The following is a 23350-nucleotide window of genomic DNA, read 5'->3' as shown; positions in this document are numbered from 1 at the left end:
GAGGGATTTTTATGTATGAAGCAAATATTTTGCTCGTTGATGATGAAACAGCAATTTTACAATTACTAACTACCATTCTTGAAAAAGAAGGTTTTTCTCATATTACAACTGCAACATCAGCTGAAATGGCTTTATCTCTTACTCAGCAAAACGATTACGATTTAATTATTTTAGATGTCATGCTTCCTGGACAATCTGGTTTTGATATTTGTCCAATCATTCGCAAAAAAACAGATTGCCCTATCTTCTTCCTCACAGCTAAAACATCTGATTTAGATAAAATATCTGGATTTTCACACGGTGCAGATGATTATATTACGAAGCCATTTAATCCACTTGAAGTAGTAGCTCGTATGAAAGCACAACTCCGAAGACATATGAAGCAAGTTATGCCACACGAACAAAAAGCACAATCCAGTTCATTTGGTAGATTTGAAATTGATCGATATTCCGCAGAGCTTACAGTAAATGGGCGTGTTGTCGAATGTTCCGCCCAGCTATTTCAGCTATTACTCTTCTTTTGCGAGAATCCGAACTACGTATTTTCAAAAGAAGAAATATACGAGAAAGTTTGGGGAGCACCTGCCTACAATGGCGATGACAATACCGTTATGGTCCACATTCGAAAACTACGTGAAAAAATCGAACAAGACCCAAGTAAACCCGAATATATAAAAACCGTTCGCGGGCTTGGCTATAAGTTCATTACAAAGTAGGGTGACGATATGAACTTTAATAAACGACTTATTATCCAGTTTATCATGCAACACGTATTTGTTTTAGTTACATTACTGATTGCTGTAGTAGCTGCATTCACGTATTTAATTTTTCTTGTTACGAGTACTTCATACGAACCGAACATTCCAGATGCTGAAAATTTTATGATTGCAAGATACATTTCTTCAGAAGATGGCGATATTTCGTTAAAAGCTGAAATAAAAGACTTAATTAAAGAGAAAAATGATTGGATTCAAGTTGTAGAGGAAAACGGAAAAGTTCTCTATCAGTTTAATACGCCAAATGACGTACCGACATCTTATACGAAAACATCTTTATTCTCGTATATACAGAATCACATAGAAAGTCCTTATACATTTACATATTGGGAAATTGAATTAGAAGAAAAAAACGTACTTGTTATTTACGGCGGTATGTTAAAAAGCAATGTATTACTGAAAACGATACAGAAAGAGCACCCTTCTGTATCTACAGATTCATTCGCATTAACAGAAGAAGAAAAACAGTTACTTTCTAAAGAAAAGGCTACTCTTCAAATCTTTAATAGTGGCGGCGAAGAAGTATTCTCCTATCCAGATGGAAAGAAAAAAACGTTTTCTGTCATACAAGCTGCTCTTAGCGAAAAGGAACCGTGGAACCATAAAGAAAACACGTCTAGCTTTTACGACACAAATAGCAATCATCTTCTCGTTGTAACTGCCAAAAATGAGTACTACTACCCAGATGATGAAATAGACGATGTATTTGCTAAAAAGTTTCTAATCGGATGCGGATTAATCCTTCTTATCGTATTTGTTTATTTAGTCATTCTTTCTATTTGGTACGGTAATAAATTTGGAAAACCGTTATTACATGCGATGCGCTGGCTTAAAAACATAGCTGGTGGAAAGTACGAAGAGCCTGTTAGTAAAAAAGGAAAACCTATCAGGTTCAGGAAATCTGGTAAAGAAAAATGGTCATTCCGCTTATTTAGTGATGTTACAAATTCACTAGAGCACCTTTCTATTACACTCAAAAAAAATGATGCAATGAGGCAAGTACTGCAGCAAACACGTGAAGAATGGATTACTGGTCTAACGCACGATTTAAAAACACCACTAAGTTCTATATACGGCTACGCATTATTACTAGAATCAAAACAGTATAACTGGACCGATCGTGACATTCAGCAATTTGGCAGCGTTATGAAAGAGAAATCTCAATATATGACCACACTAATTGATGACTTAAGCTTAACGTATCAATTAAAAAATAATAGTCTTCCTGCGCAGCATGTAAACATTGAAATGAATCAATTCGTCCAAAAAGTATTATTACAATTCATTAATAATCCGACACTTCAAAATCAAAATATTGAATTCGTACCAAGCTCAAATAAAATTCAATATTTCATTGAAGAAAAATGGTTCCAGCGTATTATTGAAAACTTACTCGTAAACGCTGTAAAACATAATAATGAAACGACTAATGTAATTGTAAAGCTTTCACAAAATGCTACTTCATTTACACTCTCTATTTCAGATAACGGAAAAGGAATGGATGATAAAACGAAAGAGCTTCTATTTGAGCGATATTACAGAGGAACAAATACAGAAGAAAGCAACATCGGAACGGGACTTGGCCTCGCTATTACAAAGCAGCTCGTTCATGCTCATAACGGAACGATTTCTATCGATAGCGAACTAGGAAAAGGAACGACAATTATACTTGTGTTTCCGTTTCGTTCGTAGAAAAGGCGCTATGTGGCGTCTTTTCTTTTTTGGGAGAGTTTAGCGGTATATGAAATGATATAGACCATCTTTCTGAGTTGTTTTAGCGATATATGAAATTATATCGGCGATTTTTCAAATATATCGGCGCAAATCAAAATATATCAGCGATTTTCTAGATATATCGACTTACCGACAAAAATCGACAACGCTAACCTACTTCCTCTACTATACAAAGTAAAAATAAAACTATTAACAAATACATTTCTAAACTGTTATACTATAAATAGAAGTATAAACTAACTAAGTTTTGCATAAAATGAAGTAGACGAGGTGCTTCCAACACCCCGTCACTGCAACGAATTACCGCAAGGTGGAAGGTTGCAACTAAAGCTTATTTGCGCTTAGAAGACTTCCCACGCTTCGCAGGCAGACGGGTGGTCTTCTTTTTGCGCTTTTTTGTCGTTAATTTCTTAAATCCCATAACTATACCTTCTCTAGCTATAGTTTTTGTGATTTCCAACAAAATTTGCAAAAGAAATTCCATACGATTACACCTCCTTTCTTCACCAAATGAAGAAAGGGCGTAACCTTCCACCCGCAATATTTAATTGCTATTTTATTTTACCATTTTCAAATGTATTACATATAAAGCAATACAAATTTAACAATCCACTCATAAAAAATAACCTTTCATAACTCACTATGAAAGGTCACTCCATATTTCAGCTATTTTCCTACCAATACAAACACATTCTCATCAGGTGCTTCCATTACCGCAACGTGTCCTGATTCTGTTGGAAATGGTTCACGAATCCATTTAACATCTTTAGTATCTTTTAAACTTTCATACGTTTGTTGCACATCTTCTACTAATACTTCGACTTCCATAAAATGAATATCCGGATGATTGCTTATTACTAACTCCGAACTTTTCTCATCTGGAAACTTCAATCCGATTAACGTCCAAATAACCCCTTCTTCTAGTTCTCTTTCTATAACCCAGTTTTGCTCCATTCCCATTTCTTTATAAAAAGAAACGGATTTTTCTATATCCTTCGTATGTATAGATACACATTCTAGTTTTTTGAACATATTCCCACTCTCCCTTTATAAAAAAGCGAACCACCTCCCAATGATTCGCTCTTACCCTATTATTTCTTCACCGGTATCCAAAGCTCTACTTGAGCGAACTCACTTTTATCTTCGTGACAACGCTCATCGTATAATTCAAACTCTGTAACGCCGCAATGTTCGTATCCTGAATGCGGGAACCACTCTGAGAATACTGCATTCCACGTTTGGTGAATAGACGATACCATTTCTTCATGAGGAACTTTCGGCGTTGTAAATACCGCATATGTTGCTGCCGGGAACGTGCGCTTTGCAATTTCATTTGGTACATTTTCAAAGTCTGTGACTTCCATTCCGATAATATAAGTGAAGTCCCCTGTTTCTAAATTAAAATCAGTACATAATCCAAGCTCTACCCATTGGCTCGTATCTTTACGATTCGGAATTGTCGTTCCAAGATCTTTTTGTAAATATTCTTGCCAAAATGCTGGAATGTCTTGATGGTTCTTCCCTTCTTTACTTGTCGTCTTCAGTTCATAACCCGCCACTAAAAATTCCGGTTTATTTACAATACGATATTCCATTTGTATGCCTCCTAAATACGGATTTAATTTTCTTTGCTTTACATTCACGCTGTAATACATCGGTGTTTCTATTTCCTGCTTTCGATATTCACTCGGTGTCATTTGAAATAATTTTTTAAAGGCTCTCGTGAACGTTTCGTGAGATTGAAAGCCATGTTCAAATGCGATATCAATAATTTTTTCATCCGTATGAGAAAGTTGATAAGCTGCCCGGGCTAACCTCCTCTTCCGAACATACTCCATTACCGTATCACCTACTAACGCCTGGAATACACGATGAAAATGCGACTCAGAAAAACCTGCAATGCGAGCTAACTTACGCAGCGTCTGTTTTTCCATTACATCTTCCTCGATATAATCAATGGACCTTTGAATTTGTGTTTCATAGCTTTCCATCTCTGTTCACCCGCCTTATATGTATTATGATAAAAGAGAATCTTATCCAATTCTTGACGTTTTTTACTATAATTCCATAAAAATTGTAACTTTTTTATATGTTTTTCGTTGTTATGTGTGAAGGGAGGGAAATGTAGTGAAACGTAAACAATCATTAGAAGAAATTTATTCAGAACATATGCAAGATTTATTTCGCTATCTTCTCTCCCTAACCGGAGATTCCCATTTTGCTGAAGATCTCATGCAAGAAACCTTTTACCGCATGCTCGTCCATATTGACTATTACAAAGGCGAAGAAATTAGACCGTGGTTATTTACAATTGCCTACAACGCCTTTATCGATTGGTATCGAAAAGAGAAAAAATATAAAACAACTACAGTGGAAGAATTCCATTTACCAAACGTGCCAAGTACAGAGCACTCTTATTTCATAAAACATGAGATTGCTAGTTGGTTAGAAGGTTTATCTTCTCTTCCGCTTGAAAGACGAAATGTTCTGTTACTACGAGATTACTACGGATTCTCATATAAAGAAATAGCAGAGATGACCGGTCTCTCACTAGCGAAAGTGAAAATTGAATTACACCGTGGTCGAAAAGAAATGAAAAGCATAAAGGAGTGATACGGATGGGTTGTACAGAATTTAAAAAACTATGGGAGAAGTACGAAAACGGAACGCTCATGCATGATGAACAGAAACTGTTAGAAAGTCATATTGAGACATGTGAAGAATGCGAGGCTTACTTAGATCAATTGCTTTCAAAAAGTGAAACAATAAAGAAAAAACTACCACCACAAAACCTGAAAGTTCCGTTTTGGAAAATAAAATGGAAACAACGTTGGCAAACCGTTAGTTTTGTCCTTGCCGTTTGTATTGCAATCTATTTTGTCGACCATTTTTCGTCTTCTCTTTACTTCTATAATATGAAAAAGTTAGTCGAAGTAGATGAAATCCCAGCACTCGCACTAGAAGCAACAATTCCAAATAGTCGTTCCACTGGAGGCAGTACAAAGATTAAACCCTTTTTCCGTACAGAAATTGAAATGAATTTAGTTAAAACGGTCGGTAAAAAAGAAATGCCAATTGGTACAGTAACAACGCGTAGCTTCTTATCATCTGTAACTGACACAAATCAATCATGGGCAAATAAACCCTATTCCAACAAACTTTCCTTTGTTCATCCAAAAATAAAGCAAGATGATCATTTGAAAGAAATCTCTAAAAAAGTTTGGAGTACACTCGGAAAGATACATGAGGGCACCGTTGCAGAAGTAGCGATATCTTTTGACAAACCTTACACTTTACAAGAATTAGCATCCATTCTATATAGCACATTTGAAGCACAAGAAATACCGCCCACTCCTATATGGTACGCTTTAGACACAGGGCAAGAAAGAATAGATGAAGAAGATTTCATTCTACATGGCGGAGAGGTTATCGGATTTTCAGAACATATAAATCTCCCTGATAATGAAGCAAAACGACCGAAGACAAAAGAAGATGAAGTAATCGAAATGATGCGTATTCTTTCTGAGCATAAAGAAACTGTAAGTAAAACTACTCAGACTTCTGAAAAAGAGCTGAACTTAGATAAGCGTTATGAGTATGTAAAAGAGAACGGTGTAAAAGTATACGGGATCGTCATTACCGGACCGTCGAAAGAATTGTTAAAATTACAAAACTCACCTCACGTACGTTATGCGACTCTTGGAGATATTGAGGTTTGGAATTGGTTTGATCAGTGATGTGGGAAAAGGAGAGCATCTAGGAGTGATGCTCTCCTTTTTAATCCGAAATCACTTTCACATACATCCCTCTCACCGCTTTTTCATAAGCGCTATCACTCATCTCTCTTATGTTTTCTGACACAACAGACGATGGAACGACTTCCCCCTCACAAAGTAACGGTGGATCAATAAGACGTACTTTATTTTTCTGATACAAATCATAATCGTTTTTATCTTCTTTTACCTTTACATTCGGATGAACTTTGCTTACTAAAGCATGTACTTCTGGATCACTACATTGCTGCAATTTCGAAATTAGCTCATCATCTTCAAGAAGAAAATCATCTGCATGAATAACCTTTTTGTGTAGAGCTAACTTTAGCGTTTTTGCTAACATGTCATTTCCATAAATATTCATTGGTTGCATAAAGAAATCGATGACTTCTTTGTAATACGTTTCTGTAAACCATTCAGCTATTTCGATATTTTGAAGGACCATTCTCCCCTCTACTGCGATAATATCCTCTAAAAATCTATGAACCTCTTCTAAAGAAATATACCCATATGTATACATATCTCGTAACGTATAATCCACTCGATCTGCGCATAATTCTGGCGCTGACCTTTCCAGTAACGTCCACTTCGAATCATCTAACAAAATCTCTTCATAGTTATAGCCATACTTCGCAAGAATCGCTGGAATTTCTGAATTTTTCACAACAGCACTAAATATTTCTTCATGATAACTTTCATTTTTGTTATCAAAAACATAATCAATCACATGAGAAAAAGCAGTATGCGATACGTCGTGCAGTAAACCAGCAATTTGTTCCTCTACTGAGCCACCGAGTTTCTTAATTAACAACATAACGCCAACTGAATGATCAAAGCGCGTTACATTCCATTCCTCATTTATTAAATAGCTTGCGCCAGTTTGATGAATACCTTTTAACCTTTGCACAGACTTACTTACAATTAATTCTTCTACTACTGGATCCACTTCAAATTCTCCGTATAGCACATCTGATATGATCAATTGTAATCCCCCTTTATTTCAACCTCGTCTTATAATCGTACCTCTTTTATGAAATTGACACCAAAATAAATAATAAATCTTAATATATTGATATTAAATTACTAATGTTGTATATTATACATGTCTGTTATTTGTTTTAATTCATTTGTTTTTATTGAGCGCTCCTTATCTGGAGCCTTTTTTTATTGAAAAAATAAAGAACCTCATTCAAATCAAGCACGAGAAAGGATTCGTTTACATCGTGAACAGGACGTTAAAAATAGGAACATACATATTCTAGTTCAAAAAGGATAATATTGTTAGTTTCATTCTTTTTTGATTTAATACATATATAGCTATTAAGGGAAAGAGGGGAAACATGAAAAAGATTTTCTTTACCATTCTATTAATCATTATTGTATTAATTAGTTTAGGATATTGGAAATTCTTCACTTTATCTGGGCTTTCAGGCGGTGAAAAGATTCAATCCATACACTCCCCAAATAAAACGTATCGTTACATATATACAGGCATAATGGCGGAGCAACAACTAGCTATGCTATAAGAGGAGAGCTTGTAACAAATAATAAAAAGTTTATGAACAAGAAAAATATATACTGGAATTATCGTGAAGAAACTGCAACCGTCAAATGGTTAGACGATCATACATTGATGATTAATAAACATAAATTAAATGTAGAAACGGACACATATGATTTTAGAAAAAACTAAAGAAAAAAGGACCAACTGTTATTAGCTGGCCCTCTATCCTACTATTCAAACGTAACTTCCACCTGTACAATCTCCGACCTACTTCCAAGTCTAAGCGGTGGTCCCCAAAATCCGAAGCCTGAAGAAACAATTGCGTGAAATGCACCTTTTTGTGCGTAGCCCCAGTCTAGTTCGTACATTCTTCTCGTTACAATATGGTTTGGTGCCATTTGTCCGCGGTGCGTGTGACCGGATAATAGTAAATCTACGCCAGCATCCGCTGCTTGTTTTAACTCGAATGGTTGATGATCCATTGCGATAACTGGCATCGTTTTATCTACTGTACTCATTAGATTTTCAAAACTTTGGCGATCTCGCTCAGTTTTATCTCTTCTTCCAACGAGATAAAACTGATCTTCAATTGTAATTACTTCATCTAATAAAATGCGAATATCGATCTTATCCATCTCTTGCAGGAATTCTGGAACTGCTCGTCCGTAATATTCGTGATTTCCTAACACACCATATACGCCTAGTGGCGCTGTCATTTGTTTCATAATATGTCCCATATTTTTTTGAATGAACACACCTGGATGATCATCGATAATATCACCTGGCAGTAAAATAATATCAGGCTCCATTTCATTTACATGACGAACAAGCCTTTTCAAATGCGAAACGCCAGATAATTTACCGAAATGCATATCAGAAGCCATCGCAATCCGTAAGCTTTTACGTCCCTCTACTTTTTTCGGAATGTGCACCTCATACTTTCTTACTACCGGGCTATATGCATTAAATACTCCGTACGCAAAGATAAAAATAAATGCAGCTAACACAGCTGCCCCTGTCCAAATAATTGCCGCTTCTTTCTCTACTACAAACTGTAAAAGAAAGACTGTAATATTAGCTAACGGCAATAACATAAGCGCGTATTGTATAACCGCAAACCAAATCGAACCTATCGTTCGTAGGAAAGGCAAAAACTTAAACACTTGCACGAGAATGTACGCATAGGAAATGAAGCCAACAACGAAAGCGTAATATCCCCAAGACTCCCAGCCAAATACCGCATGAAGCCAAACCCATCCGTTCCAGCCGATGTAGAGCATAAGTAGTGTGTATATAATTAATATCGTAAATATATTGAGATAACGAAGATTCTTCACAACTAGCCTCCTTATTCATTTCTTCTATTATATCTTGTTATGCACTTATAGCGTAAATATTAAGCACAGCAATCTTCACAATAAAGACCTCTAATTGCTAGATGCAAACCTAACAATTAGAGGTGCAATTCAAAACAAAATTACTTTTACAGATTTTCGTTATAGAAGCTTGTTAATTTTTCAACTGCAATTTTTACTGGTTCTGGTTGGTCATATAAATCGTAGTGACTCGCACCTTCCACAACAAGTAAGTCTTTTTTCTCTGATGCTGCTTTCTCATAAAGCTCATGACCATCTTTATAAGAACCGAATGCACCTTGTTTACTGCCGACAATAATTTGCAGTGGCTGCGTTAATAACGCATCTGCTAAATGGAACGCATCAAAACCAATTACCGATCCCATACTCGTAAAGTTTAACTTATTTGGCGAGTTCACACTTTGACCTCGCGGCGTTGTGTAATACTCAACTGCTTCTACAATATCTATATCTGTCATACCTGCTGCCGCTAACTCTTCCTGATTTTTAGGAATCCAATTTGTAATCATTACCTCTGCTCCGCGTGCTTCAGCAGTACGTTGTTTACTAATTGCCTCTAACACACCAATCGGGTTAGACTCACGATTTAAACGACCGATATTTGCACCAACAACTGTACCAACCGCTTTAATACGGCGCTCTGTCATCGCAGCATTTACCGCATAACCACCGCCTGCACAAACACCTAACACACCGATACGTTCTTCATCTATATAAGGTAGAGTCGTTACATAATCTACTGCTGAGCGAATATCCTCAACTCGCGCAGCTGGCTCTTCCATATATCTCGGTGCACCTTCACTTTCCCCTTGATACGATGCATCAAACGCAAGTGTTACATACCCTTGTTCTGCTAACCTTTCCGCATACAATCCTGCTGTTTGATCTTTACAGCTACTACCTGGATGCACACAAACAATCGCTGGATTTTGTTTCTTTTCCTCAGCACCTTCAGGAATGTTCAAAATACCTGCAACTTGTAAACCTCTTGCATAAAATCGTACATTTTCCTTCGTAACTGCCATATATAAAACCACCCTTATCTCATATTTAATATTACACTTGTGAGAGTTATTACTCACGTGTATATTTATAATAAAATGAGTAGAATCTTGTTTCAATGACCACATTTACACATTTGGGTGATAATACACACATAACGAAATATGTGTATCAACAACGGAGGAACACCATATGGAGAAAATCGATCGAAGAATTATAAAATCACAAAACGCCATTCAATCGGCATTTATAGAAATGTTAATTACAGATGGTTTCGACGAAATTACAGTAAAAAACATTACCGAAAAAGCAAACATCGGGCGAAAAACTTTTTACTTACACTATCTAGATAAGTACAATTTATTAGATAAAATTGTGGACGATCATTTAGACCAATTAAAAGAAATATGCTATGAGAAACAAAACAAAGGGTTTATAGAAGGAACGATCATATGGTTTGAATACTTCAAAGAACACAAACCATTTTTCGCGGCGTTATTTAAAAGTAACAGCACATTATCGTTTCAAAAAAAGTTATTAACTTTCATCATGGATGAAATAGAGAAAAAGTTAAACACAAACACATCAATAAATAACAACATCGATAAACACATCCTTTTAAAATTTTTAGGAACGGCTGTAATGGGCATTTTGGAATCTTACGTGTTAGACGAAATTGATAGTGATGTTGCGTTTGTTGCGACGCAAGTTGGGGAGTTGATGAGGAGGAATATATAACGGTTATGAAAAAGCGCACCCAGATTGTTGAGTGCGCTTTGTTATCATCTCATATATTGATTGTATCAACATAATACAGCCTATCATCCATCTGAAAATACATAACAGATCCGCGGCTATAATAAGCAACAAATTGAATCGGTTCTCCTAGTTCATTACGAAGATTCACATCATGCACATGATTATTATTTAAATCATAAACAACCAACTTTTTATCTTGCGTAATAAATACTACTTTGTCCTGAGCAACCGCAAAACTTTCCGACCGTATTTCCTTAATTACATTTATTTCATTCCAAGACATATGAAATTTTTTATCTTTCATTTGAACTAAAGGAAATTCTGAATAATAGAGCCAAACGTCTCCATCTAGCACATTTATTGCATAACAATCAGCTATATAAGATATTTATAAAAAAGAAAAGCCGATATCAGCTCTTCTTTCTACAAATTATTTTTCATTTAATTTTCACCATTCATTTCCTCTGCTGTCCCAGGTTAAAATTCTTTTAGTTTTTTTTCAATATCTCTAGTTTTTTCTTCATATAAATATCCCTTTTTACTAAAAAAGATGTTTTACACTCCCCTATAGGAATATATTGCTCCAATGCTATTTGTCATCATAGAGTGTAAATGAATTAGCGGGGAATTGTTGTGTAAAATTAGAAGTATTGAGTTGTTCTATTGGTTCTTGAGATGTTTGTTTCATGTGTCGTTTTTCAAATGCTAATGTCTTCGTGCGTTCTACACCGTTGACAAGATCTTTCACTTTCGTAAAGAGGGATGTAAAAATGTCGTTAAATCAACACTTTTACATCCCTTATTTTCATAACTCTTTTAGACTTGTAAAATGTTTCGTATTTCTTCTATGCGTAAATTTGTAAACTTTGCAATATCTTCTATCAACATTCCATTTTTACTCATACCACGAATGAGTTGTATTTTCCCCTCTTCAATCCCTTCCTTACGGGCATGTGCATACTTTGCTGCCTCATCCATCAGAGCTTTTTCCCTTGCTTCATACGCTTGTCGAAAAGAAGAATCTTGACTCATACGTTCCCATTTATTCATTGCTTTTTGTAAAATCGGATCTTGGTTCATTGCAATATCCTCCAATGTTTGGGTTAATTGTTCATCTTCATTCGCTGGGAGTAATAATAACCAACGAACAAATGAATCTTCCCAGGGATTTACTTGTTCATTCCGCCACTGTTGCATAAGTTTGGGAAACTCTACAATATGAACTTCAATATCATCACTCAATACTTTCTGTTGCTGTTGATTCCATAGGATTCCTATTGTATGGAATGCTTCATATTCAGGAAACATAACGAAATTCAACAAATTAATCGTGATGGTTTTCCGAAGAGAACTATACGGCATTCCCTTTTGAAGTTGGGATGTGTATAACCTTCCCCAGTAATACAAACTGCGCTTAATCATGTTGTGAGCATTATTCAACTGAATTTCAATATTTACTTTCGTACCTGTATCTAATGTAACTAAAATATCTAATATCGATAATTTATCTTCTTCATGTTCTCGATGCAAATGTGGATCTTCTAATTGTAACGCAACAATTGGCGATTTTAAAGAATCTCGTAACATTGCGTTTAAAAAAGCAATTAGAATGTCTTCATTTCCACTTGTACCAAATAATTGTTTAAAAGCGAAATCAATTCGTAAATTTACTAATTGTTGATTGGACATGGGTTTTCCTCTCCCCATCTCATAAGATGCTTTTCTTTTATTGTACATAAAACAGTGATACACATGCAAACGGGTTCTTATGTAAATATATAAGAGCCTGTTTATAGCAACATACAATAAAAAATCAGATTATAGAAGTAATAAGTTATTCAAAATTAAAAAGTGTATCCCAAAATCAAACTATTTGTTTAGATTTTGAAATACACCGAATCGACTTTACTTTTCTTTTTCAAAAATACCAGCTAAAAACAAACTAATTCCTAAAAAAACGAATATCACTATATTAATTTTGTAACCCAAGAGCGACATATATGAAGTAAAACTTATTAGAATGTTGCCTCTATAGATTTTGTTTCTTTTCCATTCTCTACAACTTTCACTCTCGTACGGTTTCCAAATCCATCATATGTGTATAATTTAGTTGTTCCGTTTGGTAGTGCTTCATTTAATAGTTGGTTAATCGGGTCATATACAAAGTTTGTTTCTGTTACTTTTCCGCCCGTACCTTCATGTTTAATCTTCGTGCAATTACCTGCTTGATCATATTCATATCGTTCAGAAAGTAGAATACTATTTGATGTACCTACTACTACATCTTTAATTTTGTTCGCATGGTCATAGTTAAAAGTAGAACCTGAACCATTTCCAGCTGTGTACGTACGAACATTTCCTTGATCGTCATAATCAAAGCGATACGTTTGCGAGCCATCTGTCTAGATAAAGAAAGAAGGTGTCTCCAAAAGAGCATTTTTAATGACCTTTTGAATCACCTTCTTCAGCAATTTTTTCTCCTTAACCACTTGAATTACCTTTTCTATACTTTCTGCTACAAGCACGGGAGTCCACATTCCCTCTCCATGTTCAGCAGTGTACACTGCACACCCTATATCTTTAGTATCTACAAAAATAGGATCTCCTATATATGAATCTAAGCCAATTACAATCCAACTTTCTTGCCAAGATCCTTCTTCATTACTCATTAAACTTTCCCCATTATCGGTAATACTGTATCCAACCTGTCCTTCTTCTATTTCTTCACTATTAAATAACTCTATTGTAATTTCTTCTCCGGCATAAAACTCAACATATTCACTTCCGTCTGGATTATAAATAACTGCATTCTTATCTTCATAATTAAATATAAATAGCCATCTCTCTCCGATTCGCTGCATACATATCACAGATTCAACATCTATATCCACATTTAAATTAATATTACTTATACTCCCATTATTTTTATCCAAATAAATAATACAAGGGCGATCCTGATGATCTTGTACTAATAAAATTATATTTTGTTTATAGTCCACGTTCATTTTTTCTAAATTGATAAGCTTCAACAATAGACTTAAAACTGATGAACTCTTTGCATACGATATCTTTCATATAGATAAAAAACCCTCTCATTGATTCTAAACATAAAAAATAAGCGTCAAACTCCATTAATTCTAATAAGTTTGACGCTTATCCTCCATTATAATTTTATATACTTCACCTTACTTACTCCAAGAAAATGTTAAATCCCATTGTTGCTTTCTATAATTTATTGGACTCATCTTTTCAAATGTTTGATCTTGAATATAAAAAACTATCTTTTGTATATTTACTTTTGGATTGAATAAAAAATCTCTCAAATCGATATACTCTTCATTTATAAATGCAGCCCCTTCTATAACAAAAAAAGTCTGCGCTATTTGGTCTACATCTATATTTAAAATACATTTGTATAAACTATCATCGTCCTCTAATAATAAGTCTGCTTTTATAAAGACATCCGTATTATCTAATTCAAATATACTCTTAACAGTTGATGGTCTAATCCAAGATTCATCTTGGTACTCAAAACTTTCATTTTCTAAGTCCCATTCCCAAATGGATGAAAAAGAAAAATCTTCAAGACTTAGCTCCTCTATCGGTTTTCCATTAATTGAACCCACCGGCGATCCTGCCTCTTTCACTATTTTAGGAATAAGATTACTAAAGTACATATTTCTCTCACTCGTTACTGATTCCTTAATAAGGGGATATAAATATAAAGTAGCCATTGTTCTTAAACCATTACTCGCTTTTAATTCTAATTCCATTTCTATAGAAAAAGTCCTTATTGATAAATAACTAATTCGAATGTTTCCATTAAGGACCGTAAAAGTTTCTCCCTCTATATTAAATTCCGATTCTTGAAAATTAAACTCTCTATAGTAATAACTTTGTTCCTTATGAATAAAATCAGGGTACTTATTTAAATATATATCTAAATAATCATCTTCTACTAAAGTCTTATATGTTGGACATACAATTTTAAACTGTAACTTTCGAGATTTAGAATCCACAACAATACAGTTATCCTGTATGACACAATACACCCAAGGTATATAAAATTGATTCCCCTCTATTACGAGCTTTGAAGGCTCTCGTTTTAACATTGATACCACCTCTTTTATACATCCTAACGTAACTCAAACCATTGATAAAAGTTCTATTATCACTTATTCTTTTTCTACATTTATAAATGGTGCGCTCTCTCTTCTCATTCAAATAAACCGTTCAGACCGCGGAACAAACTTAAGTGCTCTGCATGGAAGTTTGTATGATTAAACATTCTTTACATAGATAGAAATATAAAAAACTCTCTCCTATTTGAAACGTTATTCCTCCTGTAAGTCCCCCTTCATTCCCATAATCTTCTCCGGTCAACATAGCCACATAGTTCATACTTTTCGAGCAACAAGGACACGTTGCCTCTATAGAATCTTCTATGTATAGGGGCGCTCCAACTATTCTACAAATATAATCTCTTCCCATAGCATCTAAAGCTTGGTCATTTTCATCTTCATCACAAGGGACATCATAATTCTCCATCGTTACTAATTTCATATCATATTTTGGCAAAGGAACTGGTATCTTATCAATTAATTCATACTTCCAATCAAACATCTCACTTTGAGTAATGGTATGTATAGAACTTTCCATTATATTTATTTTGAAATTTTGTATATCTTCATATAAGGAACAATTTAAGCAAGTGATTAATGGCAACTCTCTTAATTCTTCTGTCTTAAGTTCCTCTAATCTAGAATCATTCAAATCAAAGGTAAATATTTGATGCACTTGTTCATTACATTGCGGATATATAGGAACTTTCCAAGTTTCTCCACCAAAATAATGGCTATATCCCTCTTCCCCGTGAATAACTCTAAACCCTAATTTATTCATATATTTGCCTCCACTTTATAATACGGATAACAGTTGTTATCCTTCAGTTATACTCAATTACAAAATTTTTATTAGCGGATATCTCTTCTACAAACTTTTGTTTCTTTTCTAACTTGTATTCCATGCAGAAATCTATTAAATGAGAAGTAGACCAAGTCACATTTCGAACTGGATTTCTCCTAGTGTTTTCATTGATTTCTCCCATTATTTCCATATCAAAAATAACCTTAAGAGTATAATCGTCAAATACCATTCCATTAAGCATCAATGCTGTTAAAATGTTAGCATTATCAATATCCTCTTTAGTAGGCACTGTTTTCAAATGCAAATCGAATATAACACATAAAGGAAACACGTCTTCCATCAATTCAACAATTTGTCCGAAAAAATATGTTTCATTTGGTAAAGAGATAGAAAATACATCCCCAACTTTCCATTTTTGCTTTTTAGGTCGTTTCCAAGATTCAATGAACTGTTCATACTCTCTTTTATTCTCAAATGTAAATTCTTCGTCTATAAGCTTATTCACCAAAATCGCAACTTGTAACATTTTCTTTCCATTTGTTGAATATATCTCTACACAATCGCTCTCTGAATCAAAACGGACTTTACCTTTTATTCCCGCTTCTTTAACTTGATTTCGTATAAAAACCATTGCATCATAATTTGTCTCTAAATCTAAAAGCCCGGCTAAATCCTCAAAAATGATATATTCTTTTGAACTAAAATCCGGTATAAACATACGAATTCTCCCGATTTGTAACGTATAATTTAATTCATTGAATAGTACTGATTCCATTTATTCTCTCCTATAACACTCTAACTGTTTTTCATTGAAACTATTTTCTTCTAATAATAAAATCCTCTCATTGATTCTACACATAAAGGTTGTAAAAAATGCACCCAAAAATTCAGGTGCATTTTCATTCTCAATGTAGAAACTTCATGTTTTGCGGCTTCATTCTAATCCATAATACGTTCTTCCGCATAACAAACAAATACTTGCTTTTCCGAACGTAAAGATACTACATAATACTCATCTTCAAAATGCCCTACTATATACCCCATTTCCCCCGCCAGTTCAATTGTTTCTTTATTGAAATATACTCTTGTCCGATCAAAATTTATATGTTTTATGATACTCTCTAACTCATTATCGTTTACTTCTTTTTCAGAGAAAAGGAACATGAGGCTCCCTTCCATACATACAGGAGAAATCACATCGAAAATATCAGTTGCAGGATCATACTGGTTTATTAAAATTGTGCTCTTCACAATCGACTTTTTCCAGTTTAACTCTTTTAATTCTTTTTCCCAAATGTAATTTTGCACCTTTGTTAATTCCTCTTGAATCCCTTCACAATTCACTAAAATATATAAATGAAATTTCGACATCATTGTTTTCATAAATTGTTCCATGCTTGTATCAACATCAACTATATATCTATTAATTTTTGATAACAAATTCAGGATTTTATCATTTTCAAAATTATCATGTTCATCCAACACTAGAAAATATTCGTTTTTTTCCGTTGCAGGCTTGTGTATTTCGATGTATGTGTCCATGGTTTCTCCTTCTAGCTCGTTCGTATAGCTGATTACTGTTATCCCACTTATTTTCAAGCTCCTTTTAAGGAAAAAGCGATATATTCACGTTGTACAATGTATTCCCCCAAAAATACCCCATTTAAAAATTAGATGCATACTGTTTTATAAAGATCTTATTTCAATTATATATAATTGAATATTATCGTAAACTGTGATGTACATTCAGCCGTATAGAGCACTTCTAAAGAATATCCTAATTTATAACATATAAAAAAGGAAGAGCTTAAAAGTTTGCAGTGCTCCCTGTCTACTTGACAGGGGACACTGCATTTCAGCTCTTCTTTCTTTTTAAATTCTTATATTATCATCAATAATTATTTTCTCCTTAACCTCTCAAGTACTTACACACTAAGTTATAATCCAAAATAACTATATACATCATAAAAGATCGAATATAATATAGCTACTCCTACACCGATTGAAAATATCTTAAACAAATAAAAACTGAAAGACAGTACGATTGGGAATGGTGTTAATAAAGAAAATAACAGTGAGTTAACACGCTGCTTTTTAAAAGTTTCTTTATCTATTATAATTCCAAAAATTATAATTCCACAGGCTATAAAAAAACATAGTACCATAAAAAAAATGTCTTCCATATATCTCTCCTACTTTATTATTTTTTAAAGGACCTTATCCATTAAGTGAAAAATATATTTTCACTTAATGGATATTATTCATAAACATTCATCTTACTCATAATAATAAAATAACTTCTAACTAATATACTAACCTCAATTTTCTATTAAAAACTATCTTCGCCTTTTTTTAGCAGCCTTTTTATTACTTTTTGTATTTTTCTTCTTACTACTTACATTTTTAGTAGAACGATTATCACGATATGCAGTAGCAAAGGTTAATCCTAAATAACCTTTACTTCCAGTCATAGAATATGCTACATCTCGAGCCATACCTTTTCCACTATAACCACTTTGCCCTTTTCTTTGTACACCACTTCCAGCATTCGCTACAGCATACCCAGGTACTGCTGTATGAGTACTAACAAATAAACGAGCTCCTTTGCCTAAATGCCTAGCAACATGACCTCCTGATCCTCCTATAATACCACCGGCTACCCCCCAAAGGAAATCCTTACCCAGTCTTTTATAATTCATTCCTTTTAAAGTTTTATGTTTTGCATAATGCCCTATTACATAACTGCCCACATTAGCAATTCCACCAACAGCTCCAGAAGCGATCCACCATGCAAGATGCCCATCCGGATCCACCTTCATCACCGGATTATTATCACCATACGTATACCCATTCATCGTAACCGGATCATCTTCATCACCCGGATCAGGATCCACAGACAAGAACACACCATGATTTGGGTTATAGTAACGCGCAATCAGATAATACATACCAATCTCTTTATCATACATGTATCCCGCATATCCAAATGGATTGTCTGCTGCGATACCTTTTGCGTCACTCTTTAATACGTTACCCCATGAATCGTACTCATACGTTGCTACAACTTCTCTATTTTGATCTGTCATCGCAACGACATCACCACGTGGGTTGTAGTGATAATATAGCGTTTGTCCTTTTGATTTCATCGCTAGACGCGTACCACTTGTTGAGTATACATATTGACGAAGTACAGTTCCACTACCATCCGTCTCATATAACGGATTAATACTATCTCCATCATAGAAATAACGTGTTACTTGACCATTTATACTCTTTTCAATACGACGATTGTTTTCATCGTATTTATACGTTGCGAATGCATTGCTTTCACCTTGTTTTGTAATAGCTACAATTTGGTCATGTTCATTCCATGTATACTTGTACTTTCCATCTGATGTACGATTTCCATTCGCATCATACGTTAACGATTCGTTCCCGAATTTTACAAGTTGATTCCCATCATTGAATGTTGCTGCTATAGATTTTGTTTCTTTTCCATTCTCTACAACTTTCACACTTGTACGGTTTCCAAATCCATCATATGTGTATGATTTAGTTGTTCCGTTTGGTAATGTTTCATTTAATAATTGGTTAATTGGGTCATAAACAAAGTTTGTTTCTGTTACTTTTCCGCCTGCATCTTCATGTTTAATCTTCGTACGGTTACCCGCTTGGTCATATTCATATCGTTCAGAAAGTAGAATACTGTTTGATGTACCTACTACTAAATCTTTAATTTTGTTCGCATGGTCATAGTTGAATGTAGAACCTGAACCATTTCCAGCTGTGTACGTACGAACATTTCCTTGATCGTCATAATCAAAGCGATACGTTTGAGAACCGTCTGTCACACGAATGTTTTGATCTAACGTGTTGTAGTCATACGATACTTTATTTGTGTATCCGCCTTGTGTTACTGTTTGTTCTTTTAATTTTTCTGTCTTACTGTTTGCTTTATCATGATACGCCCAGTCAATTTTTCCGCCTCGGCTATCTGTTGCGCTTGTAACGCGGTCAGCCTTGTCGTATGTTTTCGTTCTACGCCATTTGTGTTTATGTTCAATTTAAGTATGAACTAGGAAATTAAAATATTGTAGGAAAAAAGTTTAAATTATATAAAATCCTTTTCATACAAACTTAACCTCGCATATTATCTAGTTGACATTTATAATATGCGAGGTTACATAACCAGAGTTCATTTATCCACAACAGATTATAACCCTCTCAAACTCCATATAAAAAAAATAAGCGTCAAAATCCCTTAATTTTAATAAGTTTGACGCTTACCCTCAATTATAATTTATTTATCTACAAACAATATATCTTACTCTCTCAAAACCTATATAACCCTAAAAATCTTTTATATTTTCTTTATAAATTATGAGCACCTCAAAATTAACCAAGGATACCACAATATCTCTTCCGCCTCTATCTTTTGATTATCAATTAAATGAATAACATATTGTGCATCCTCATAATTAGCGATAAGTGATAATTCATTTAAATTCTTACCATACTTTCTAAAATCCGTCTGTAAATTATTATGAATAAACGAATAAAAATTATTGTTACTATAGCCACATATATCAAAACCTAACATTTCATCGTTATTGATACAGAATGGCAATGCATCTTCCATAAAATGATATATAGAACAATCAAAATCATTCTCTTCTCGCTCATTCAATAAAAAATCCGCCCGATACTCTTCTGAAAGATTTAAACTAACAATTTCCAAATCCTCTATACCCTTTAAATAGTTTTTCTTAAAAAATCTAGCATCCTCTAAATCCCTAAAAACATTGGGCCAGGAGAACCTTTTTTCCTCTATCAATGTATCTAAAAAACATCGCGCCTGTTCATGCTCCTCTTTACTGATCCTTAATCTTGAGTTTATTAGTTTAGTAATCGATTCATTTTCATTTGTATTGGCCCAAGGGAAAAACCAATAATCAGGAAATGTTGGCCGTACGCTATTACTTATTGTTAAAATAATCGAGGAAAGCCCCTCAATTATGCAAGTTTGATAAATAAGCTCTTTTTCATATGAAATTATCATAAATCCACCGTTATAATATTTCATGCCCATCCCTCCTTCCTGTTATGAATACAAGTATTCTTCAATAACTATATTCATTTTAATACCCTCTTGGATATTCCTTTTTAAATGGTTTTCTCACTTTTTCTTTCGGATACTTCTTCTTAGTTATAGGGTTTCTATTGTATTGATTTTTAGTTTTAACATTTGGTCGTGGAACATCACCATGCGGTTTTCCTTCTCCACGAAATTGTTTCCTCAACACTCCTCCTTGTCCATAAGTTGCGTATTCAGTCACTTTTCCATTTTTAGTTTTATATCTTGTATGTGGACTTCCCTTTGCCTTCGGGTCTGGTCCAGATGGTTTACTACGGGCCTGCATGACTCTGATTTTTGCACCAATACGCCAAGCCGCATATGCACCACCAACCGCTATAGTTGCTAATAATGCCGCTTGTCCCAAACCTGGTACGAAATATATGCCTGCAGCCATTGCCCAATGCCCATCTGGGTCAATGTTCATTACCGGGTTATTATCCGCATACGTATACCCATTCATTGTAACCGGATCATCACTATCACCTGGATCAGGATCCACCGATAAGAACACACCATGCTCTGGATTATAATAACGCGCAATCAGATAATACATCCCAATTTCTTTATCATACATGTATCCCGCATATCCAAATGGATTGTCTGCTGCAACACCTTTTACGTCGCTCTTTAATACGTTACCCCATGAATCATATTCATATGTTGCTACAACTTCTTTATCCTGGTTTGTCATCGCAACGACATCACCACGAGGATTGTAGTGATAGTATAATGTTTGTCCTTGCGATTTCATAGCCAAACGTAAACCATTTACGGAATACACATATTGACGAATAACATTTCCACTACCATCCGTCTCGTACAACGGATTAATGCTATCTCCATCATAGAAATAACGTGTTACTTGACCATTTACACTCTTTTCAATGCGACGATTATCCTCATCATACTTATAAGTTGCGAATGCATTGCTCTCACCTTGTTTTGTGATCGCTACAATTTGATCGTCTTCATTCCATGTATACTTATACTTTCCATCCGATGTACGATTGCCATTCGCATCATATGTTAATGATTCGTTTCCGAATTTGACAAGCTGATTCCCATCATTGAATGTTGCTGCTATAGATTTTGTTTCTTTTCCATTCTCTACAACTTTCACACTTGTACGGTTTCCAAATCCATCATATGTGTATGATTTAGTTGTTCCGTTTGGTAGTGCTTCATTTAATAATTGGTTAATCGGGTCATATACAAAGTTTGTTTCTGTTACTTTTCCGCCCGCACCTTCATGTTTAATCTTCGTACGGTTACCTGATTGGTCATATTCATATCGTTCCGAAAGTAGAATACTGTTTGATGTACCGACTACTAAATCTTTAATCTTGTTCGCATGGTCATAGTTAAACGTCGAGCCTGAACCATTTCCAGCTGTGTACGTACGAACATTTCCTTGATCATCATAATCAAAGCGATACGTTTGAGAACCGTCTGTTACACGAATGTTTTGATCTAACGTGTTGTAGTCATACGATACTTTATTTGTGTATCCGCCTTGTGTTACTGTTTGTTCTTTTAGTTTTTCTGTCTTACTGTTTGCTTTATCGTGATATGCCCAGTCAATTTTTCCGCCTCGGCTATCTGTTGCGCTTGTAACGCGGTCAGCCTTGTCGTATGTTTTCGTGCGTTCTACACCGTTAACATGGTCTTTTACTTTCGTAACTTGTCCATTTTGATCACGTTCAAATGTAAATGAATCTTTTCCGTTGCGCTTTTCACCAACAACGCGATCAGCTGTATCATATACAGACTCTAAGATAGAACCATTTGGCATTTTCGTTTTAATCTTGTTTGCATTTTCATCATACGTATGTTCAATACGACGGTTTAACGCGTCGATATACACTGTATTTTTGTTATCTACATCATACTCATATTTGTGTGTTTGTGTTTTCCCACCAAACATGACAGATTTTTCTGTTGTGTTTCCATTATGATCATAACGATAATTTACAGAGGTACCATTTTTTAATGTAACCTTCGTTAATAGATTATCTTTGTTGTAATCATATAGTTTTGTATTTCCTTTTTCATCGGTTTCGCTCTTTTTATTTCCTGATGCATCGTATGTGAATGTATTCTTCTGCCCTTCTTCATCATACGCGGCAATAACATTTCCGTCGTTGTCGTACTCGTTTTTAATAAGAGCGTTTCCTTCTAGTAAACGAATATTATCAAACCAAACTTTTCCTTTATTCTCTCTTCTAAATTGAAATAAAGTATTCCCCCTTATCCAAAGAGGCAATACTTTATCTACCTCTATCCCATTAATGAAACCCACAACAAAAAAGCACACAATCCATTCACAAAAGTGAACGTTGTGCGCCTTCATTTTCTCATTCTAT

19 protein-coding genes and 4 pseudogenes are annotated in these 23350 nt (G+C 34.6%); 6 read left to right on the top strand and 17 right to left on the bottom strand.

What is annotated here, in order from left to right; genetic code table 11:
- Positions 1 to 11 precede the first annotated feature (11 nt).
- Positions 12 to 716: a response regulator transcription factor gene (locus NLJ82_RS05825; RefSeq protein ID WP_000272691.1), complete on the top strand. Its 705-nt coding sequence runs from the start codon at positions 12 to 14 to the stop codon at positions 714 to 716.
- Positions 717 to 725: 9 nt separating this feature from the next.
- Positions 726 to 2468: a sensor histidine kinase gene (locus NLJ82_RS05820; protein WP_001010461.1), complete on the top strand. Its 1743-nt coding sequence runs from the start codon at positions 726 to 728 to the stop codon at positions 2466 to 2468.
- A 373-nt stretch (positions 2469 to 2841) separates the two neighbouring features.
- On the opposite strand, the gene NLJ82_RS05815 is transcribed toward NLJ82_RS05820, so the two are convergent.
- The 3 genes from NLJ82_RS05815 to NLJ82_RS05805 form a co-directional block, all read right to left on the bottom strand.
- Positions 2842 to 2994, bottom strand: coding sequence for a hypothetical protein (locus NLJ82_RS05815; RefSeq protein ID WP_000394952.1), 153 nt, complete (start codon positions 2992 to 2994; stop codon positions 2842 to 2844).
- 182 nt (positions 2995 to 3176) lie between these two features.
- On the bottom strand, positions 3177 to 3542 hold the full coding sequence (locus tag NLJ82_RS05810; protein WP_012644261.1) for a VOC family protein: 366 nt from the start codon (positions 3540 to 3542) through the stop codon (positions 3177 to 3179).
- Positions 3543 to 3601: 59 nt separating this feature from the next.
- Positions 3602 to 4501 (bottom strand): AraC family transcriptional regulator, encoded by a 900-nt coding sequence (locus tag NLJ82_RS05805; RefSeq protein WP_000446821.1) that lies wholly within the window; start codon positions 4499 to 4501, stop codon positions 3602 to 3604.
- 136 nt (positions 4502 to 4637) lie between these two features.
- Here NLJ82_RS05805 and NLJ82_RS05800 point away from each other — a divergent pair, with 136 nt between their 5' ends.
- Positions 4638 to 5123 carry an RNA polymerase sigma factor gene (locus NLJ82_RS05800; protein ID WP_000823996.1) on the top strand — a complete coding sequence of 162 codons (486 nt, stop codon included), beginning with the start codon at positions 4638 to 4640 and terminating at the stop codon, positions 5121 to 5123.
- A 5-nt stretch (positions 5124 to 5128) separates the two neighbouring features.
- Positions 5129 to 6247, top strand: a complete 1119-nt coding sequence (locus tag NLJ82_RS05795) for an anti-sigma factor (RefSeq protein WP_000501923.1) — start codon at positions 5129 to 5131, stop codon at positions 6245 to 6247.
- Between the two features lie 40 nt (positions 6248 to 6287).
- Here NLJ82_RS05795 and NLJ82_RS05790 read toward each other — a convergent pair whose 3' ends face one another.
- Positions 6288 to 7265, bottom strand: coding sequence for an HD domain-containing protein (locus NLJ82_RS05790; RefSeq protein WP_000587041.1), 978 nt, complete (start codon positions 7263 to 7265; stop codon positions 6288 to 6290).
- A gap of 358 nt (positions 7266 to 7623) precedes the next feature.
- Here NLJ82_RS05790 and NLJ82_RS05785 point away from each other — a divergent pair.
- Positions 7624 to 7976 (top strand): annotated as a pseudogene (locus NLJ82_RS05785) (DUF5412 family protein).
- A gap of 41 nt (positions 7977 to 8017) precedes the next feature.
- On the opposite strand, the gene NLJ82_RS05780 reads toward NLJ82_RS05785, so the two are convergent.
- Positions 8018 to 9124 (bottom strand): metallophosphoesterase, encoded by a 1107-nt coding sequence (locus NLJ82_RS05780; protein ID WP_000793759.1) that lies wholly within the window; start codon positions 9122 to 9124, stop codon positions 8018 to 8020.
- 146 nt (positions 9125 to 9270) lie between these two features.
- Entirely contained in the window at positions 9271 to 10188 is a 918-nt protein-coding gene (locus tag NLJ82_RS05775) for an alpha/beta hydrolase (protein ID WP_000301541.1), read from the bottom strand.
- 169 nt (positions 10189 to 10357) lie between these two features.
- Here NLJ82_RS05775 and NLJ82_RS05770 point away from each other — a divergent pair, with 169 nt between their 5' ends.
- Entirely contained in the window at positions 10358 to 10903 is a 546-nt protein-coding gene (locus NLJ82_RS05770; protein ID WP_000411001.1) for a TetR/AcrR family transcriptional regulator, read from the top strand.
- Between the two features lie 49 nt (positions 10904 to 10952).
- Here NLJ82_RS05770 and NLJ82_RS05765 read toward each other — a convergent pair.
- From NLJ82_RS05765 to NLJ82_RS05715, 11 genes and pseudogenes are all read right to left on the bottom strand, one after another.
- Positions 10953 to 11303: pseudogene (locus tag NLJ82_RS05765) on the bottom strand (YxiH-YxzG fusion protein); the annotation flags it as partial.
- Positions 11304 to 11740: 437 nt separating this feature from the next.
- Entirely contained in the window at positions 11741 to 12613 is an 873-nt protein-coding gene (locus tag NLJ82_RS05760) for an Rpn family recombination-promoting nuclease/putative transposase (protein WP_000070889.1), read from the bottom strand.
- Positions 12614 to 12942: 329 nt separating this feature from the next.
- Positions 12943 to 13326, bottom strand: a pseudogene (locus NLJ82_RS28880) (hypothetical protein); the annotation flags it as partial.
- Positions 13327 to 13785 carry a hypothetical protein gene (locus NLJ82_RS05750; RefSeq protein ID WP_002027198.1) on the bottom strand — a complete coding sequence of 153 codons (459 nt, stop codon included), beginning with the start codon at positions 13783 to 13785 and terminating at the stop codon, positions 13327 to 13329. It abuts the pseudogene before it with no gap.
- Positions 13786 to 14109: 324 nt separating this feature from the next.
- Positions 14110 to 15036, bottom strand: a complete 927-nt coding sequence (locus tag NLJ82_RS05745) for a hypothetical protein (protein ID WP_000919186.1) — start codon at positions 15034 to 15036, stop codon at positions 14110 to 14112.
- 139 nt (positions 15037 to 15175) lie between these two features.
- The gene (locus NLJ82_RS05740; RefSeq protein ID WP_001037220.1) at positions 15176 to 15826 is read right to left on the bottom strand and encodes a hypothetical protein; all 651 of its coding nucleotides are present in this window, start codon (positions 15824 to 15826) and stop codon (positions 15176 to 15178) included.
- A gap of 43 nt (positions 15827 to 15869) precedes the next feature.
- On the bottom strand, positions 15870 to 16625 hold the full coding sequence (locus tag NLJ82_RS05735; protein WP_000446714.1) for an Imm26 family immunity protein: 756 nt from the start codon (positions 16623 to 16625) through the stop codon (positions 15870 to 15872).
- Positions 16626 to 16789: 164 nt separating this feature from the next.
- Complete coding sequence (locus tag NLJ82_RS05730; RefSeq protein WP_000382053.1) at positions 16790 to 17392, bottom strand: hypothetical protein; 603 nt, start codon at positions 17390 to 17392, stop codon at positions 16790 to 16792.
- A gap of 794 nt (positions 17393 to 18186) precedes the next feature.
- A pseudogene (locus NLJ82_RS05725) lies at positions 18187 to 19890 on the bottom strand (RHS repeat domain-containing protein); the annotation flags it as partial.
- Positions 19891 to 20228: 338 nt separating this feature from the next.
- Positions 20229 to 20933, bottom strand: a complete 705-nt coding sequence (locus NLJ82_RS05720; RefSeq protein ID WP_000878668.1) for a hypothetical protein — start codon at positions 20931 to 20933, stop codon at positions 20229 to 20231.
- A 55-nt stretch (positions 20934 to 20988) separates the two neighbouring features.
- The gene (locus NLJ82_RS05715; protein WP_012644256.1) at positions 20989 to 23337 is read right to left on the bottom strand and encodes an RHS repeat-associated core domain-containing protein; all 2349 of its coding nucleotides are present in this window, start codon (positions 23335 to 23337) and stop codon (positions 20989 to 20991) included.
- Positions 23338 to 23350: the final 13 nt, after the last annotated feature.

Source organism: Bacillus paranthracis (assembly GCF_024296885.1).
GTDB classification, from domain to species: domain Bacteria; phylum Bacillota; class Bacilli; order Bacillales; family Bacillaceae_G; genus Bacillus_A; species Bacillus_A paranthracis.
This window is presented reverse-complemented; position numbering and strand designations above follow the sequence as displayed.

Bases quoted from the DNA above. Each gene is read 5' to 3' on its own strand.
- NLJ82_RS05825 (WP_000272691.1), top strand. From the start codon at position 12: ATGTATGAAGCAAATATTTTGCTCGTTGATGATGAAACAGCAATTTTA.
- NLJ82_RS05820 (WP_001010461.1), top strand. From the start codon at position 726: ATGAACTTTAATAAACGACTTATTATCCAGTTTATCATGCAACACGTA.
- NLJ82_RS05815 (WP_000394952.1), bottom strand. From the start codon at position 2,994: ATGGAATTTCTTTTGCAAATTTTGTTGGAAATCACAAAAACTATAGCT.
- NLJ82_RS05810 (WP_012644261.1), bottom strand. From the start codon at position 3,542: ATGTTCAAAAAACTAGAATGTGTATCTATACATACGAAGGATATAGAA.
- NLJ82_RS05805 (WP_000446821.1), bottom strand. From the start codon at position 4,501: ATGGAAAGCTATGAAACACAAATTCAAAGGTCCATTGATTATATCGAG.
- NLJ82_RS05795 (WP_000501923.1), top strand. From the start codon at position 5,129: ATGGGTTGTACAGAATTTAAAAAACTATGGGAGAAGTACGAAAACGGA.
- NLJ82_RS05775 (WP_000301541.1), bottom strand. From the start codon at position 10,188: ATGGCAGTTACGAAGGAAAATGTACGATTTTATGCAAGAGGTTTACAA.
- NLJ82_RS05770 (WP_000411001.1), top strand. From the start codon at position 10,358: ATGGAGAAAATCGATCGAAGAATTATAAAATCACAAAACGCCATTCAA.
- NLJ82_RS05760 (WP_000070889.1), bottom strand. From the start codon at position 12,613: ATGTCCAATCAACAATTAGTAAATTTACGAATTGATTTCGCTTTTAAA.
- NLJ82_RS05750 (WP_002027198.1), bottom strand. From the start codon at position 13,785: ATGCAGCGAATCGGAGAGAGATGGCTATTTATATTTAATTATGAAGAT.
- NLJ82_RS05745 (WP_000919186.1), bottom strand. From the start codon at position 15,036: ATGTTAAAACGAGAGCCTTCAAAGCTCGTAATAGAGGGGAATCAATTT.
- NLJ82_RS05740 (WP_001037220.1), bottom strand. From the start codon at position 15,826: ATGAATAAATTAGGGTTTAGAGTTATTCACGGGGAAGAGGGATATAGC.
- NLJ82_RS05735 (WP_000446714.1), bottom strand. From the start codon at position 16,625: ATGGAATCAGTACTATTCAATGAATTAAATTATACGTTACAAATCGGG.
- NLJ82_RS05730 (WP_000382053.1), bottom strand. From the start codon at position 17,392: ATGGACACATACATCGAAATACACAAGCCTGCAACGGAAAAAAACGAA.
- NLJ82_RS05720 (WP_000878668.1), bottom strand. From the start codon at position 20,933: ATGAAATATTATAACGGTGGATTTATGATAATTTCATATGAAAAAGAG.
- NLJ82_RS05715 (WP_012644256.1), bottom strand. From the start codon at position 23,337: ATGAAGGCGCACAACGTTCACTTTTGTGAATGGATTGTGTGCTTTTTT.